Source organism: Colwellia maritima, from assembly GCF_022669015.1.
GTDB lineage: Bacteria > Pseudomonadota > Gammaproteobacteria > Enterobacterales > Alteromonadaceae > Colwellia > Colwellia maritima.
The window spans coordinates 1,086,260-1,103,348 of sequence record NZ_JAKKSL010000002.1 but is presented as its reverse complement, the minus strand read 5'-3'; the positions used below and the strand labels follow the sequence as shown (position 1 = coordinate 1,103,348).

The window sequence follows — 17,089 nt, the reverse complement described above, 5'->3', positions numbered from 1 at the left end:
TACAAGCTATTTTAAAGTCGGGTGTGTTCAATATTCGGCTTAATTATGTATATTCAATTATGTATATTCAATTATGTATATTCAATTATGTATATTCAGCTTCTATAAATTCGTGTCACTCTATTTGACACCCGAGTAAGTAGCTCGTAGTTAACGGTATCGAGATATTCTGCGACGGTTTCAACGGCTAAATTTTCACCCCATAATTCTACACTATCACCTAATTTAACATCTGATATATCTGTTACGTCAACGGTTAACATATCCATAGATACTCTCCCCGCTAGAGGAGCTATATTACCATTGATAAAAACAGGTGTGCCATTTTTAGCGTTTCTGGGGTAGCCATCAGCATAACCAATAGCAATGGTTGCAATTATTGTAGGGCGTTTTGCTTGCCACATTTCCCCATACCCGACCGACTCACCTTCGCTTAATTGACGTAAACTGATAATTGTTGATTGTAGTGTCATTACAGGTGTTAATGTGACGGCTAGTTTTTCAACAGGGGTAGGATTCGATCCATATAAAGCTAGGCCAAGTCTATTGTAATCGCCATGACTCTCAGGCCAATGAAGGATACCTGCGGAATTAGCTAAACTTTTTTTCAAGCCGAAAATCTGATTTATACGATCAAATTCTTGTATTTGTAACTGTGTTTTAGGGTTGTTTAGCTCATCTGAACTAGAAAAATGTGTACAAAGTACTATTTCTTCTAATTGCTGTGCTGTTAGTTTAGTTAAGATGTTTTTTATTTCATCGGGTTTTATGCCTAAACGATTCATCCCCGTGTCCATTTTAAGCCATAACTTACCTACATAGTTTGGAAAAGATGATGTTAACCATTCTACTTGTTGAGTTGTGTGCAACATTAGCCAAAAGTTTTGCTGTAAAGCCGTGGAAAAATCTTCACGGGACAATGCACCTTCCATAATCAGAATAGGTAAAGTAATTCCTGCCTCTCGTAATTCAATTGCTTCATCAATCAGTGCTACTCCAAATGCGGGCACATGTTTGCTTAAATACTGTGCTACTTCAACAGCGCCATGACCATAAGCATTAGCTTTGATTACGGCAATTGTTTTACTGTTTGGCGTCAAATTATCAATTTGATTATAATTACAGAGTAAAGCAGGTAAGTTAATAAGAGAGTAGGTTTTTCTAGAGTGGTTTTTCATTCGATTTATTTATTCAAGTTATTTAAGTTATTACAACTAATTAATTTGGAGAAGCACGGCACTTTTTTCAGTGTATCATGTTTCTATATTAAAGCGTGTTGCGTATTAAGTAAGTTTAATCCTAAATTTAGATAATAAAGAAGAAATGAATTATGAATGAATATTCCAAGGATAAACAATCTCAGTTATTAGATGAGTTAACACGAATTTCTACTGAGAGCCAAAATAAAGAAACGTTAGACATTGATTTACTTGATGCTAAAGGTATTTTGGAAAAAATAAATTTTGAGGATCAAAAGGTTGCCAATGTAGTAAAAAATATTATTCCTCAAATAGCTTCTGCAGTGGATGAGATAGTAAAAGCTTTTGAAAAAGGCGGACGGCTAATATACATCGGGGCAGGTACAAGTGGTCGTCTTGGTATTTTAGACGCAGTAGAGTGTCCGCCAACTTTTAGTGTTTCTGATCAAAAAGTTATAGGGATTATTGCCGGCGGTAATCAAGCCATTCATAAAGCAGTGGAAGGTGCAGAAGATAATGAATTATTGGCAATTGAAGATCTTAAGCAAATTGAGTTATCAGCAAAAGATGTGCTAGTTGGGATCGCTGCTAGCGGTAGAACACCTTACGTTATTTCAGCAATGCATTATGGTAAATCAGTTGGCGCAAAAGTTGTGGGTTTAAGTTGCAGTTATAATGGCGAGTTTGAACAAGCTAATGACATTAATCTTTGCGCTGTTGTTGGCGCAGAGGTGTTAACTGGCTCAACGCGAATGAAATCAGGTACGGCGCAAAAATTAATTTTAAATATGTTAAGTACCGCGAGTATGATTCGGTCAGGAAAAAGTTATAAAAACTTAATGATTGATGTGAATGCAAGTAATGAAAAACTCTATGCGAGAGCTGTACGAATTGTTATGCAAGCAACTGATTGTAATTATAGTTGTGCGAAAAACGCGCTAGAAAAATCTGAAAACAATGCCAAACTTGCTACTTTGATGATACTGACAGGCTTGAATCTTGAGCAGGCTACTACTTGTTTAGATGATCACAGTGGATTTTTACGAGAAGCAGTTCAAAAATTTGAACATTAACCACAAGACTTACTTATGCCATTCTTGATAAAAAATCAGTGTAGTTATTATGTTTTAACGTTATTTATAATTTATTTACTGATGTCATGTACACCTTCCAATCAAATTACAGATGTTTCTGTTATGCAAACAGAAAACACACACTCGGCAGACAAAAAGATTATTTTAGGCGCGGAGCAAATTTCTCAATACCTACCTACATTACAAAGTAAACGGGTAGGTTTAGTTGTTAATCAAACATCCATGATCGGTAAAACACACCTGGTTGATGTACTACTTGCTAATGGTATTAATGTACAAACTATCTTTGCACCTGAACATGGTTTTCGTGGCAATTATGATGCGGGTGAAAAATTTAACTCAAGTTTAGATCAGAAAACAGGGATAGCTTTAGTCTCTATCTATGGTAAAAATCGTAAACCGTCGACAGAGGTGATGAATAATTTAGATATTATTATTTTTGATATTCAAGACGTAGGTGTTCGTTTTTATACCTATATTAGTTCGATGCATTACATGATGGAGGCTGCAGCTAATGCGGGCGTTTCGTTTATTGTTCTTGACCGACCTAATCCTAATGGCGCGTTTGTGGATGGTCCAATATTAAAGCCTGAATTCTCTTCTTTTGTGGGCATGCATGAAATTCCTTTGCTGCATGGGATGACTGTAGGAGAGCCGGCGTTAATGTTTAAAGGTGAAAAATGGCTTAACACCCAAAAACTACTCGATTTACGCTTTGTTACGATGAAAAATTATACACGTACTATGTTTTATTCGTTACCAGTAAAACCAAGCCCTAATTTACCGAACGACACAGCAATTAGGTTATATCCTTCATTAGGTTTTTTTGAAGCAACGCCTATCAGTATAGGTCGGGGCACAGACTTTCCTTTTCAGGTGATCGGGCATAACAAAGTGTCAGTAGGTCAATTTGCTTTTACACCTATTTCAACCCCTGGAGCCGCTATTAGTCCTAAGTTAATGAATGAAAAATTGTTAGGACAAGATTTACGTCATAGTCAAACTAGCGGTTTAGATCTCAATTTTATTATTGAATGGCATACAGTATTTAAAGCAAATGGAATGACATTTTTTACACGACCAAGCTTTATGGATAAATTAAGTGGCACAGACACATTAAGAAAAGCGATAGAGGCAGGAAAAAAGGCAGAAGAAATCAAGGCCAGTTGGCAGAACGACTTAGCTGATTTTACGAAGTTGAGATCGCCATACTTATTGTATTCATTTTAATTGGTGTAACTAAAGTAAGTTAAACCTCGTAAGAGAGTGCAATTGACATCGCCATTTTTATGGAAAAATCATGAATCAATCACAGCATACAAGGTCAAAAAAAATGATATTGGTAGTCGCATGTTTATTTGTGACTAATTGCACGCTACCAAATGAACATACTTTAGCGAAAAACGGAACAGCTCAAAAACACTCTTCAACACCTAAAAAATCTATTCATCCTATTAGTAATACAAAAAACAACTTGTCTAATAAAAAAGGGCAAATAGACCAAGTGTTTCCAGACAAAAACCGAAGTAGTCGTACAAGAGTAAATGATCGTGCTGTGTTTAAAAGTTATCAGGGAGGTGGTCACCTAATTATTGATAACAAAGACGCTGTTTCTGCAGATTTCTTTATCAATGGCGAAAAACTCACCATTGCCAATCCTTTAAAGGCAAACAAACGCTACCATTACCGATTAAAGCGACGCACCCAAAATGGTATGAATACCTTCAAAATTGAAAATGTAGTACCAGAAGGGGCAAGTTTACATATTACCATACCTTACCCTCATCTCAAAAATGACACTCAATATTATAGTCACCTGTTTTCTGAAGTGGATACGTTAATCGAAAATGATATAGATAAAGGATTTCCTGGCGCTGTTTTAGTTGTTGTTCATCATGGAAAGATCATTAAAAATTCAGCGTATGGATACGCTAGAAAATTTTTTGATGGTGGTGAATTACAGAAAGTTCCGGTACAAATGACAACAGAAACCCTATTTGACCTTGCCTCAAATACAAAAATGTTTGCAACTAATTTTGCATTAATGAAATTAGTAAGTGAAGGAAAGCTAGACTTAAGTTTACCGATAAATCACTATTTACCTTCGTATCGAGGTGGCGGTCGAGAATTACGTACAATAAAAGATTTGCTAACGCATCAAGCGGGTTACGCACCTGAAGTAAAATTTTTTACTAAACAAAATGCATTAGGTTTAGATTTTTTCTCTCAAGATTCTCAACGTACTAAGGCGTTAATGTTAACTCAAGTTCCTTTTGCTAGAAAACACCTATCAAAACAAATATACAGTGATACCGACTTTATTTTGTTAGGAATGCTCATTGAATCAATAACTCGAATGCCTCTAGATTTATATGTGGAATATAATATTTATCGACCACTAGGGCTAACAAATACCTTGTATAATCCTTTACAAAAAGGTTTCAATAAAAAACAATTTGCTGCCACTGAAATTTACGGCACAACACGTGACAAGCGAGTTACGTTTGATAATGTTCGTACTTATGTACTGCAAGGGGAAGTACATGATGAAAAAGCGTTCCATTCTTTAGTCGGCGTTGCAGGCCACGCCGGGCTTTTTTCTACAGGTCAAGACTTAGCTGTGTTAGCTCAAATTTTATTGAATAGGGGCGGTTATGGGCATAACGTTATATTTTCAGAGCAAGCGATAGATCAATTTATCAAACCTGATGATAATGGCAGTTATGGACTAGGTTGGCGACGCGCCAATAATGGTGAGAGTAAATGGCATTTTGGCCCTTATGCTAGTCACTCAGCATACGGGCATACCGGCTGACAGGCACAGCAACAGTTATTGACCCTGATCTCGATTTAGCCATTATTTTACTGACGAATGCGCGACATAGTGAAATTGAAGGAGATAATAAAAATTACCACTTTACAGGTAAGCAATTTGAAACAGGTAAATACGGTAGTATTATTGCCTTAGTCTATGAAGCTGTTTTGAATAACTAAGTTATATAAGATAAAAAAACATAAATCTTCTTTAATTGCCTATAGATAGTTATAAAAATTTTATAACTATCTTGAATAAGCTGAGCAAAAACAAAAAATCTCGTGATATACTAACCCCCTATATTACTTTTAATGTCTTAGTTTTATGTTACCCCGTATTGACCATCAAACGCACCTTTCTCCGCTATACACTAATTTTGTTAGCTCGTTAAAAGCTAAACAGTTTACTGGCGATATTTCTGCTAAATACAGTGCTCGCCTTGCCGTTGCTACTGATAATAGTGTGTATCAGCAATTGCCTCAGTTAGTGATTAATCCTCGTTCACAGCAAGATATTATTATACTCGCTAAAACGGCAAGTGAAGAAAGGTTTAGTGAAATAAAATTTAGTGCTAGAGGCGGCGGTACAGGTACAAACGGGCAAAGCTTAACGCCGGGTATCATTGTTGATTTATCTAAATACATGAATAAAGTTTTAGAAATTAATGTGGAAGAAAAGTGGGTGAAAGTTGAGGCGGGTGTTGTAAAAGATCAGCTTAATGACTATTTACGTCCTCATGGCTTTTTCTTTGCACCTGATTTATCAACAAGTAATCGCGCTACCATTGGAGGCATGATCAACACAGATGCTTCAGGACAGGGGTCATTGGTTTACGGTAAAACATCCAATCATGTTTTAGCCTTAACTTCAGTACTTGTGAACGGTGACGTATTGAACACTGAACCCATGACTATAAAAGAAGCTCAAGCATTAGCGCAAGAAGATACTAGTCATGGTCAAATAACGAAACAAGTATTAGCATCAAGCTTGGATAACCGTGACCTGATTCTAGAAAAATTTCCACGTTTAAATCGATTTTTAACAGGTTATGATTTAGAAAATGTTTTACAGAAGAAAAACACCGAAGCGGATGAACTTAATACCTTTGATTTAAGTCGTTTGATTACAGGTTCTGAAGGCTCACTTGCCTTTGTTTGCCAAGCCAAACTTAATATTACTCCTATTAGCCCGCTAAAACTTTAATTAATATTAAATACGATAGTTTTGATTCGGCGTTACGTCATTCTCCTTTTTTGGTTAAAGCCAAGGCAACATCTGTTGAAACTATTGACAGCAAGGTATTAAATTTAGCTAAACAAGATATTGTTTGGCACAGTGTTAGTGATTTAATAACTGATGTGCCTGGCAAAGTGATGGATGGTATTAATATTGTAGAATTTAATGGTACCACCATTGACGCTTTAGCTGAACAAGTGGCGATGTTAACGGCGGGGTTAGATGAAACAATTACAAGCGAAAACACAGGCGGAGTTATTGGCTATCAAGTCACCTCGGATTTAGCCAGTATTAATAAATTATATGCAATGCGTAAAAAAGCTGTTGGTCTTTTAGGCAATACGGATGGTAGTCAAAAACCATTAGCTTTTGCTGAAGATACTGCGGTACCACCTGAAAATCTTGCTGATTATATTAGTGAATTTAGAGCATTACTTGATAGCTATGACTTGCATTATGGTATGTTTGGTCATGTTGATGCCGGTGTTTTACATGTACGCCCTGCGCTTGATATGTGTGATCCTGAACAGGAAAAACTCTTAAGAACGCTATCTGATAAAGTTGTTCAATTAACCGCAAAATACGGTGGTTTAATGTGGGGGGAACATGGTAAAGGATACCGGAGCGAATACGGTCCAGAATTTTTTGGTGATCAATTATTTACTGAACTCCGAAAAATAAAAGCCGTATTTGATCCATTAAATAAAATGAATCCTGGTAAAATTTGCACACCAATTGACTCATCAGAACAATTAGTGAGTGTTGATGATACTAAACGAGGATATTTTGACAGACAAATACCCGTTGCAGTTAAAGATTCATTCAACGCTGCCATGGATTGTAATGGTAATGGGTTATGTTTTAACTATGACGTAGACAGCCCTATGTGTCCATCAAGTAAAATAACCAAAGATAGACGTCATTCACCAAAAGGTCGCGCGGGTTTAATGCGCGAATGGTTACGATTATTAGAGAGACAAGGTGTAGATATTTTAGCCCTTGAAAATCAAGTCAATCATTGGTCAATAAAAAAGTTACTAGATTCTACCTTTAGCAAAATTAAACTTAGTCTTTTTGAAAAAGAAGAGAATAAAAATGATTTTTCTCATGAAGTGATGGAAGCTATGCAAGGTTGTTTAGCCTGTAAAGCCTGTGCAAGTCAGTGCCCTATTAAAGTGGATGTACCTGATTTTAGAAGTCGATTCATTAATATATATCATTCACGTTATCCTCGCCCCTTAAAAGATCACCTTGTGGCGAATGTAGAAATATTAGCACCGCTAATGGCAAAAGCGCCGACATTGGTTAATAGTATTTTAAGTTTAAAAGCATATGAAAAATTATCTGAAAAAACAATTGGCTACGTAAATACGCCATTGTTGAGTGTTCCAACGTTAAAAAAACAAGTGAAAAAAGCAGGTTATTCAGGCTTTGATTTAACGAAACTGCAAGGTTTAACGGATTTGCAACGTAAAGGCTATGTGCTCATTGTGCAAGATCCCTTTACGTCATTTTATGATGCTAAAACTGTAGAAAGTATGATGGCACTCATTAAAAAACTAGGCTTAGAACCCATATTGTTACCCTTTAAACCTAATGGAAAAGCGCAACATGTAAAAGGCTTTTTAACGAAATTTGCCAAAACCGCTAAATCATCAAGCGAGTTTCTAAATCAATTAGCCCAATTAAATATTCCTATGTTAGGAATGGATGCTTCTATGGTGCTTTGTTATCGCGATGAATATACAAAAACATTAGCTAACAAGCGTGGTGAATTTAACGTGTTATTAGCGCATGAGTGGCTATTGTCATTTATCAAACAAGATAAACAGTTTAAAAGTGAACCTCATGAAAGTCAGCAAGCATTTAAATTGTTTTCACATTGCACTGAAAAAACAGCCTTAGTGAATAGTGAAAACGAATGGACTGCTATTTTTAATCATTTTGGTCTAACCATAGAAAAGGTAAGCGTAGGTTGTTGTGGTATGGCGGGTACTTATGGGCACGAAAAAACTAATTTAGATAACTCAAAAGGGTTATTTGAGTTAAGTTGGCAGCCTAAACTAGCTGAATCCATCCCTGAAAAAATATTAGCAACTGGATTTTCATGTCGCTCTCAAGTAAAACGTTTAACTGAGCTAAACGCAAGACATCCTGTTGAGGCGTTGCTTACTTCATTAAATTAATATTGATTTAGATCAGAGCACAACCAAGAAAACCCTTTATAGTTATTACATCAGTCTACTTTGCTTAGCCTACTGAGCTTAGCTTACTGAGCTTAGTTTGCTGTTCTTCGTTAACTGTAAAGGGGGTTGGTGATGTCAGAGCAGCGGTTAATTCTTTTATTGAAAGTATCTATTGGCATAGGTTTATGTTTGCTGATATTAGGCATATACCTTCATAATTTTAGTGAATATATGCATTCATTAGGTGTGACTGGTATTATTATCAGTGCGGTTTGCATCGCCTTTGGTTTGATTTTTTCTTTACCCACAAAAATGTATTTAACTTTTTTGTTGGTAAAGCGTGAAACTGATAAAAATTCAGTGAATGATCAAAAAAAATAACACATAATTCACCACACGAGTGAATTAACAGCAAAATAATGATTTTTTGTTATAAAATCGTTATTTACCCTACATAAATATTGATTTTCATGTAAAATCACCCCTATTTTTTAAGTCTATTTATTGAACGGCAATTTTGTCTTGTATTTGCCTTTGTACAAATAAAGGCTGTTTTTAGTCCCGTTTTAGAGGAAATCATGAGTTTAGACACCACCACCATAGATGACATTGTCGTTCAGGCAGAAACTGCAATTAGTGAAGCAAGCGATCCCAATGCACTTGATCAAGTACGCGTTAACTTTTTAGGAAAAAAAGGATTATTTACTGAGCAAATGAAAGGCTTAGGTAAATTATCTAAAGAAGAAAAACCTAAAATGGGTCAAGTAATCAATATTGCCAAGCAAGCAGTACAAAAATTATTAACCGCACGTGGTGAGTTATTGCGCTCTGAAGAAATTGCACAAAAACTTGCAGCGGAATCTATTGATGTAACCTTACCAGGGCGAGGCACGAAAATTGGCGGTTTACACCCAGTATCTCGTACAATTGAACGTATTGAGAGCTTCTTTGGTGATTTAGGTTTTGAAGTTAAAGCAGGACCTGAAGTTGAAGATGACTATCACAATTTTGACGCATTAAATATTCCTGAACACCATCCTGCACGTCAGGATCACGATACATTTTACTTCAATCCTAAATTAGTGTTACGAACACAAACATCAGGTGTACAAATTCGTACGATGGAACTTGAAAAACCGCCGTTACGTATTATTTCGCCCGGTAAAGTGTATCGTAATGATTATGATCAAACCCATACACCTATGTTCCATCAGGTAGAAGGTTTGATGGTAGATAAAGACGTTAGCTTTACTCATCTTAAAGGGATATTGCATGACTTTTTACATCACTTTTTTGAAGAAGAAGTTGAAATACGTTTCCGTCCATCATATTTCCCATTCACTGAACCTTCTGCTGAAGTGGATATTATGGGTAAAAATGGTAAATGGTTAGAAGTTTTGGGGTGCGGTATGGTTCACCCAAATGTACTAAAAGGTGTAGGTATCGATCCTGAAATATACACTGGCTTTGCTTTCGGTATGGGGGTAGAGCGTTTAACTATGCTCCGTTACGGCGTAAATGATTTACGTGCATTCTTTGAAAACGATCTTCGCTTCTTAAAACAGTTCAAGTAGGAAACCCCAAATGAAATTTAGTGAATCTTGGTTACGTGAGTGGGTAAACCCTACACTTTCATCAGATGAATTAGCTCATCAAATTACAATGGCAGGCCTGGAAGTAGACGGCGTAGAACCAGTTGGCGGCGAATTTACCAATGTGATTATTGGTGAAGTCGTTGAATGTGGTCCGCATCCAGACGCAGATAAATTACAAGTAACAAAAATTAGCCTTGGCGATTACAGTTCAGCTCATGTTGAAAAAGGTGAGTTGGTTGATATTGTCTGTGGAGCTAAAAACTGTCGTTTAGGCTTAAAAGTAGCGGTCGCTACGGTTGGTGCTGTGCTACCAGGTGATTTTAAAATTAAAAAAGCCAAATTACGCGGTGTTGTTTCCAACGGTATGCTATGTAGTGAATCTGAAATAGGTTTAAGCGATAGTTCAGACGGTATTATGGAACTTGCGCCTGATGCGCCTTTAGGGACATGTTTACGAGAATATTTAGACTTAGATGATGTGACCATCGATGTTGATTTAACCGCTAACCGAGGCGATTGTCTTGGCATTAAAGGCTTAGCCCGTGAAGTCGGGGTACTTAACTTATTATCGGTAACAGAAGTAGCGATTAATGCTGTAACGCCAACAATAGATGAAGTGCGTGAAATTAACATAGAAGCGGGCGAAGCTTGTCCTCGTTATTTAGGTCGTGTGATTAAAGGCATTAACCTTAATGCACAAACACCATTATGGATGGTAGAAAAACTACGCCGTTGTGGAACAAGATCTATTGATCCTGTTGTTGATGTGACTAACTATGTGTTGTTAGAGCTAGGTCACCCCATGCATGCTTTTGATTTAGCAAAAATTGACGGCGGAATTAACGTACGATTCGCTAATAAAGATGAAAAATTAACTTTATTAGATGAAAATGAAGTAACGCTTAAAGAAAAAACATTAGTAATTGCGGATGCTCCTGCTAATGGCGAAGGCAAAGCGCTAGCTATTGCGGGTATTTTCGGTGGACTTGATTCAGGAGTAACTACTCAATCAACAGATATTTTCTTAGAAAGCGCCTTTTTCGCACCATTAGCTATTTTGGGGAAAGCGCGTCAATATGGATTGCATACTGATGCTTCACATCGTTATGAACGTGGTATTGACCCAACATTACAACAGCAAGCGATGGAACGTGCTACTGAATTGTTATTGTCTATAGTTGGTGGTAAAGTCGGACCTATTGTTGAAGCTAAATCTGAAAACAATATCCCTCAACCTAAAAATGTTAGTTTACGACGTGAAAAACTAGACAGTCGTATTGGTCATCATATTAAAGATGCGCAAGTGACCGAAATTTTGACTCGTCTTGGTTTTGATGTAAATGAGCAAGGTGAGGGTAGCGATAAAACTTGGCAAGTAATTGTTCCGGCTTATCGTTTTGATATTAAAATTGAAGTGGATTTAATTGAAGAAGTGGCGCGTATATATGGATATAACAATATTCCTAATATTTCGCCTAAAGCCAACTTAACAATGGTTAACAAAAAAGAAGCAAAAATTGATTTGGTTAAAGTAAAACGCACATTGGTTGATCGTGAATACCAAGAAGCCATTACTTATAGTTTTGTTGATCCAAAAATACAATCACTTATTCATCCTAACCAAGACGTGATGACGTTGCCTCATCCTATTTCATCTGAAATGTCAGTGATGCGTTTAAGTTTATGGACTGGATTATTACAATCTGTTGTTTATAATCAAAACCGTCAACAAAGCAGAGTTCGTTTGTTTGAAACAGGTTTACGTTTTGTACCTGATGAAAATGCCGAAAATGGTGTGCGCCAACAAAATATGATTGTCCGGGGTTGTTAGCGGTAACCGTGCGGATGAACATTGGAGTGTTGAAAAAGCGCCAACAGACTTTTATGACATGAAAGGTGATGTTGAAGCCCTTTTATCATTAACAGCAAATGCCAGTGCATATGAGTTTTCAGCAACACAAGTAGCGGCTTTACACCCCGGGCAAACAGCAAAAATTACCAAAGATGGTCAATTAGTGGGGTATGTTGGTGCCTTACATCCTGAATTAGAAAGAAAATTAGGATTAAATGGTAGAACATTAATTTTTGAACTATTGTTAGCTGAAATTACAGATCAAAAAATACCTGAAGCCTGCGACATATCTCGCTTTCCTGCGAACAGAAGAGACTTAGCTGTCGTTGTGAAAGAAGAAATTGATGCAAAAAAAGTGTTACAACTTATTGAAAAGGTTGGCGGAAATTATTTAATTGATCTAAACTTGTTTGATGTATACCAAGGTCAAGGTATTGAAGACGGTTTTAAGAGTCTTGCCATAGCCTTAGTATTACAAGATACGAACAAAACGCTTGAAGAAAAAGACATCACCGATGTTATCGATCGAGTCGTTGAATCCTTAAAAACAGAGTTGAACGCATCACTGAGGGACTAAGCAATGGCGCTTACTAAAGCAGAAGTAGCAGAACATTTATTTGAAAAAGTCGGGCTTAGCAAACGCGACGCAAAAGAAATGGTTGAAATCTTTTTTGAAGATATTCGAGAAACCCTTGAAAGTGGCGAACAAGTAAAACTTTCTGGTTTTGGTAATTTCGATTTACGTCAGAAAAGCGAACGTCCGGGTCGCAATCCTAAAACAGGCGAAGATATTCCAATTTCAGCCCGTAAAGTGGTAACTTTTAGACCAGGTCAAAAATTAAAAAGCCGTGTTGAAAACGGTAATAGCGATTAATTAAGAGTATTATTTTAATCTCTTTATCCGCACGATAAAAAACCACATTAACTTAAATGCTAATGTGGTTTTTTGATTTACAATGAGCTTCTTTACTTATACTAATTTCATCATCTTGGTATGATTTATCTTGAAATAAGGAAAATATGCGCCGTTCAAGCTATCCTGAGCATGAAGTTACCACGATAAACTGGCAAGCTTTCAAACTTATTCTACCCTACCTATTTGAATTTAAAAAACGCATAGCCTTTGCTTTTTTCTGCTTAATTTTAACCAAAATAGCCAGTGTGTATTTACCTTTTATCTTAAAAGACATTGTTGATACGTTAGATGCTAAAACACCTGACACTCTACAACCAATGGTGGTGCCTTTGGGATTAGTGTTGGCATACGGTGCAGTGCGATTATCGATTGTGGTGTTTGCTGAAATTCGTGATACGTTATTTGGGCGGGTAACTGAAAGAGCCATTCGCCGAATAGGGCTGAAAGTTTTTCGTCATTTACATCAACTTGATTTAGATTTTCATTTAAATAGACAAACTGGTGGTCTATCACGAGATATTGACCGAGGTACTTCGGGTATTAGTTTTTTAATGCGCTTTATGGTGTTTAATATTGTGCCTACTTTATTTGAAATAGTCATGGTCGTTACGATTTTATTCGTAAACTATGGTATATGGTTTGCTTTAATTACTTTAGGATCAATTCTTACTTATATAGCATATTCTGTATACGCTACCGACCTTAGAACACGTTATGTTCGAGAAGCCAATCGAGCTGATTCTTCAAGCAATACTCGGGCAATTGATAGCTTACTTAATTACGAGACGGTTAAATACTTTACTAATGAAGATTATGAAGCACAAGCATACGACAAACAGCTTAGTAAGTGGGAGCAAGCAAAAATAAAAAATCGTTTATCTTTGTTTGCATTAAACGGCGGTCAAGCACTTATTATAGCCATAGCAATGACGTCAATGTTAGCCCTTGCTGCTGTGAATGTTAGTGAAGGCAAAATGACATTAGGTGATTTTGTGTTGATTAATGCCTTTATGATGCAGTTGTTTATGCCACTAAATTTTTTAGGGTTTGTCTATCGAGAAATTAAAGGTTCATTAGCAAATATTGAAAATTTATTTGGTTTATTAGACAAAACGCCAACCGTGCAAGATTGCCCTAATGCGAGTGAATTATCGATTAAACAAGCAGAAATTAGTTTCCAGAATGTACATTTTTCGTATGGTAAAAAGCGACCCATTATTAAAGGTATTTCATTTAAGGTTAGAGGGGGTGAAAAAGTGGCCGTGGTTGGTGAAAGTGGCTCTGGTAAATCTACCTTGGTTAAATTGTTATTTCGTTTTTATGATGTTAATGATGGCTCTATTTGCATTGATGATCAGAATATAAATCAAGTAACACAAGATTCACTGAGACAACATATAGGCATAGTCCCTCAAGATACAGTGCTTTTTAATGATACGTTGTTTGCCAATGTTAACTACGGTAATCCAGAAGCCAATGCTCAACAAGTGATGCAAGCCATTGAGTCAAGCGCACCTAACAAAATTTGTAAATAGTTTACCTGATGGTGTCGAGACTATGGTAGGCGAGCGTGGGTTAAAACTTTCAGGGGGTGAAAAGCAACGTGTTGCGATCGCGAGAACAATATTAAAAAACCCTAAAATCTTGGTGTTTGACGAAGCAACATCCTCATTAGATAGTCATTCAGAACAGGCGATTTTAACTGCAATAAATGACATAGCAAAAAATAGAACCAGTTTAGTGATTGCTCACAGATTATCGACTATCACAAATAGTGATAATATTATCGTGATGAATGATGGAGAAATAGTTGAGCAAGGCAATCACCAAGCATTATTAGCCTTGCATGGTAAATACAGTAAAATGTGGCAGTTACAACAGTCGGCAGAATAAAAATAAGGAAAAAAACCATGGTTAATGGTGTAAATAATAATGAATAGTAATGACAATAGAGACGAAAGTAGAGAGAGAAGTAGTGTTATTTCGGCCACCAAACAGTGGCTTGAAGAGGTGATTATTGGTCTTAATTTTTGTCCTTTTGCAAAAAAGGAATTTGTTAACAATACTATTTGTTTTCATGAATCTGTAACTGATCAAGTAAAACCCGCATTGCATGAATTAATAGAACAATGCCGTTATTTACAAGCCCATGATGACCTAGAAACAACCCTGATCATTTATAGAGATGGTTTTAGAGGTTTTGAACGCTATCTAGATTTAGTTGATTATGGTAATGATCTACTGGTTAATTCTGGCTTTGAAGGGATATTTCAGCTTGCAAGTATGCACCCCGAGTATTGTTTTGACGGTGAAGATTATGAAGATAGTAGTAACTTTACCAATCGCTCTCCTTACCCAATTATACATATTATTCGTGAGGCAAGTTTAGCTAAAGTATTATCTGTGTATAATGAACCCGAAAAAATTCCTGAGAATAATATTATTTTAGCAAATAAGAAAGGTGCTAACTATTTTCAGCAAATATTGGCCAAAATTCACCATAATTTTCCTTTACGTTAATAACAATAGAATACCTTATGTCATATATAGAACAATTTTTTTTAATTGCAACTGTTCATTTACTCGCTGTTGCAAGCCCAGGCCCTGATTTTGCGATCGTATTAAAGCAAAGTATTCGTTATGACCGCCGAACAGCCATTTTTACAAGTTTTGGGATAGCAACAGGTATTCTATTACATGTTACATATTCTTTAGTGGGAGTCGGGTTAATTATTGCCAGTGATGAACGCTTATTCACGGCATTAAAATATATAGCAGCCAGTTATTTTTGCTACATTGCATGGCATGGTTTACGAGCGAAAAAACCCACAACGGTGGACGAGTTTCAAAATACTAGTAAAGAACATAGTGAAGAAAATGAAGTTTTGTTAACCCCAGTAACAAAAGCATATAAAGAGGCTATTCCTTCAGCTAAAAAAGCATTTTTTACGGGCTTTTTAATCAATGGATTAAATGTGAAAGCAACGCTGTTTTTTGTTAGCTTATTTTCTATGGTCATTGCACCAGATACACCATTTTCGATAAAACTCGGTTATGGTCTTTATATGACAATAGCAACGGGGATTTGGTTCGTGTGCCTATCCTATTTATTAACACATCCCAAAATCAGTGAATTCTTACAAATTAAAGGCTACATACTCGACAGAGTAATGGGCGCTGTTTTATTGCTATTAGCAGTACAATTAGTACTCAGTGATTTGAATTAGATTATACTCACAACAACACTTTATTAAATATTCGGGTATAATGCCCGATTATTTTATGCCTCTTGCCTGATTTACTATTTTGACTCATCTAAAGAGACCTATAAGGATAACCGTTTTGCCAGAAAAAATAACGATAGTACAAGTGGGGGGTAATATTGAAAATGCCCTTAAGGGAGACTACCACATTGATGTAAAAGCCATTTTGTCTGAAGCTTGGCAACAAACATTAAAGTCAAGATTAAGTATTAATATAGGGCTGTTTTTTTCTTTATTACTGGGTATCTTTGGTATCTTTCATCGTTAGTAGTTATCTTGGTGGCATTGAAGCTGTAATGGCTGATCCTCAAGCGAGCATGTTATTAAATCTTATTGTTACTGTTGCTGTTTGGCCTTTCATTGGTGGGGTTGAAATGATGGGGGTGCAACATGCTGTTGGGATAAAAACAGATATTAAAATGACATTTTCTTTTTTATCTCGAGCAAGTTGGGTTGTATTATGCGCTTTATTCACTTCTGTTTTAATTAGTATTGGCTTTAAATTATATGTATTGCCGGGCATCTTTTTAGCCGTGACATTGTCTTTGACTGTTCCTCTAGTTATTGAAAAAAAAATGTCTCCGATGAAAGCGATTGTTTTATCTATTCAAACACTTCGTTTTAAATTTTTTCCTATTTTTTATTTATACTTCGTTTTATTGTTATCACTTGTGGTTTTGTTCATGCCACTGGCTTTTCTATTAGAATCAGGTTTTGCTCCGCTAGGAATTATCGTTTTAATCTTTGGTGTGTCGTTTCTTGCGCCATTATTTTACAACGTTAAAGGTATTTTATATCGTGAAATCTTTGGTATTAGTTTAGCAACCAATAAGCCCATAACGGGCACTTCTGGATCAGACCACTCGAATGTAGATAAGCAATCATCGGATACCGATGATACCTTTTCAGCGTAAAAATGCTTATTTAAGGATA

Annotated in this window: 10 protein-coding genes and 4 pseudogenes; 13 read left to right on the top strand and 1 reads right to left on the bottom strand. The window is 36.2% G+C overall.

Going from position 1 to position 17,089, the window contains the following annotated elements:
- Positions 1-95: 95 nt before the first annotated feature.
- Positions 96-1,178, bottom strand: a complete 1,083-nt coding sequence (alr, locus tag L3081_RS15525) for an alanine racemase (protein WP_242286973.1) — start codon at positions 1,176-1,178, stop codon at positions 96-98.
- A 152-nt stretch (positions 1,179-1,330) separates the two neighbouring features.
- Here alr and murQ point away from each other — a divergent pair, with 152 nt between their 5' ends.
- The 13 genes and pseudogenes from murQ to L3081_RS15460 all read left to right on the top strand — a co-directional run bounded on the left by murQ (position 1,331) and on the right by L3081_RS15460 (position 17,070).
- A complete protein-coding gene (gene murQ, locus L3081_RS15520; protein WP_242286972.1) occupies positions 1,331-2,272 on the top strand; it encodes an N-acetylmuramic acid 6-phosphate etherase in 942 nt (313 codons plus the stop codon).
- Between the two features lie 81 nt (positions 2,273-2,353).
- A complete protein-coding gene (locus L3081_RS15515; RefSeq protein ID WP_420839739.1) occupies positions 2,354-3,523 on the top strand; it encodes an exo-beta-N-acetylmuramidase NamZ family protein in 1,170 nt (389 codons plus the stop codon).
- Between the two features lie 70 nt (positions 3,524-3,593).
- A pseudogene (pbp4b, locus tag L3081_RS15510) lies at positions 3,594-5,287 on the top strand (penicillin binding protein PBP4B).
- Between the two features lie 145 nt (positions 5,288-5,432).
- Positions 5,433-8,530 (top strand): annotated as a pseudogene (gene ydiJ / locus L3081_RS15505) (D-2-hydroxyglutarate dehydrogenase YdiJ).
- A gap of 132 nt (positions 8,531-8,662) precedes the next feature.
- Entirely contained in the window at positions 8,663-8,911 is a 249-nt protein-coding gene (locus L3081_RS15500; RefSeq protein ID WP_242286969.1) for a hypothetical protein, read from the top strand.
- 197 nt (positions 8,912-9,108) lie between these two features.
- On the top strand, positions 9,109-10,104 hold the full coding sequence (gene pheS / locus L3081_RS15495) for a phenylalanine--tRNA ligase subunit alpha (protein ID WP_242286968.1): 996 nt from the start codon (positions 9,109-9,111) through the stop codon (positions 10,102-10,104).
- A 10-nt stretch (positions 10,105-10,114) separates the two neighbouring features.
- A pseudogene (pheT, locus tag L3081_RS15490) lies at positions 10,115-12,554 on the top strand (phenylalanine--tRNA ligase subunit beta).
- A 3-nt stretch (positions 12,555-12,557) separates the two neighbouring features.
- Positions 12,558-12,851 (top strand): integration host factor subunit alpha, encoded by a 294-nt coding sequence (locus L3081_RS15485; RefSeq protein WP_242286967.1) that lies wholly within the window; start codon positions 12,558-12,560, stop codon positions 12,849-12,851.
- Positions 12,852-12,997: 146 nt separating this feature from the next.
- Positions 12,998-14,786: pseudogene (locus tag L3081_RS15480) on the top strand (ABCB family ABC transporter ATP-binding protein/permease).
- Positions 14,787-14,825: 39 nt separating this feature from the next.
- Positions 14,826-15,413 carry a DUF1415 domain-containing protein gene (locus tag L3081_RS15475; protein WP_242286966.1) on the top strand — a complete coding sequence of 196 codons (588 nt, stop codon included), beginning with the start codon at positions 14,826-14,828 and terminating at the stop codon, positions 15,411-15,413.
- A 17-nt stretch (positions 15,414-15,430) separates the two neighbouring features.
- The gene (locus tag L3081_RS15470) at positions 15,431-16,120 is read left to right on the top strand and encodes a LysE family translocator (protein ID WP_242286965.1); all 690 of its coding nucleotides are present in this window, start codon (positions 15,431-15,433) and stop codon (positions 16,118-16,120) included.
- Between the two features lie 115 nt (positions 16,121-16,235).
- Complete coding sequence (locus L3081_RS15465) at positions 16,236-16,424, top strand: hypothetical protein (protein WP_242286964.1); 189 nt, start codon at positions 16,236-16,238, stop codon at positions 16,422-16,424.
- Positions 16,405-17,070 (top strand): hypothetical protein, encoded by a 666-nt coding sequence (locus L3081_RS15460; protein ID WP_242286963.1) that lies wholly within the window; start codon positions 16,405-16,407, stop codon positions 17,068-17,070. The genes L3081_RS15465 and L3081_RS15460 overlap by 20 nt, the downstream gene beginning before the upstream one ends.
- Positions 17,071-17,089: the final 19 nt, after the last annotated feature.

Bases quoted from the DNA above. Each gene is read 5' to 3' on its own strand.
- L3081_RS15485 (WP_242286967.1), top strand. From the start codon at position 12,558: ATGGCGCTTACTAAAGCAGAAGTAGCAGAACATTTATTTGAAAAAGTC.
- L3081_RS15470 (WP_242286965.1), top strand. From the start codon at position 15,431: ATGTCATATATAGAACAATTTTTTTTAATTGCAACTGTTCATTTACTC.
- alr (WP_242286973.1), bottom strand. From the start codon at position 1,178: ATGAAAAACCACTCTAGAAAAACCTACTCTCTTATTAACTTACCTGCT.
- L3081_RS15475 (WP_242286966.1), top strand. From the start codon at position 14,826: ATGAATAGTAATGACAATAGAGACGAAAGTAGAGAGAGAAGTAGTGTT.
- L3081_RS15515 (WP_420839739.1), top strand. From the start codon at position 2,354: ATGTCATGTACACCTTCCAATCAAATTACAGATGTTTCTGTTATGCAA.
- murQ (WP_242286972.1), top strand. From the start codon at position 1,331: ATGAATGAATATTCCAAGGATAAACAATCTCAGTTATTAGATGAGTTA.
- pheS (WP_242286968.1), top strand. From the start codon at position 9,109: ATGAGTTTAGACACCACCACCATAGATGACATTGTCGTTCAGGCAGAA.
- L3081_RS15500 (WP_242286969.1), top strand. From the start codon at position 8,663: ATGTCAGAGCAGCGGTTAATTCTTTTATTGAAAGTATCTATTGGCATA.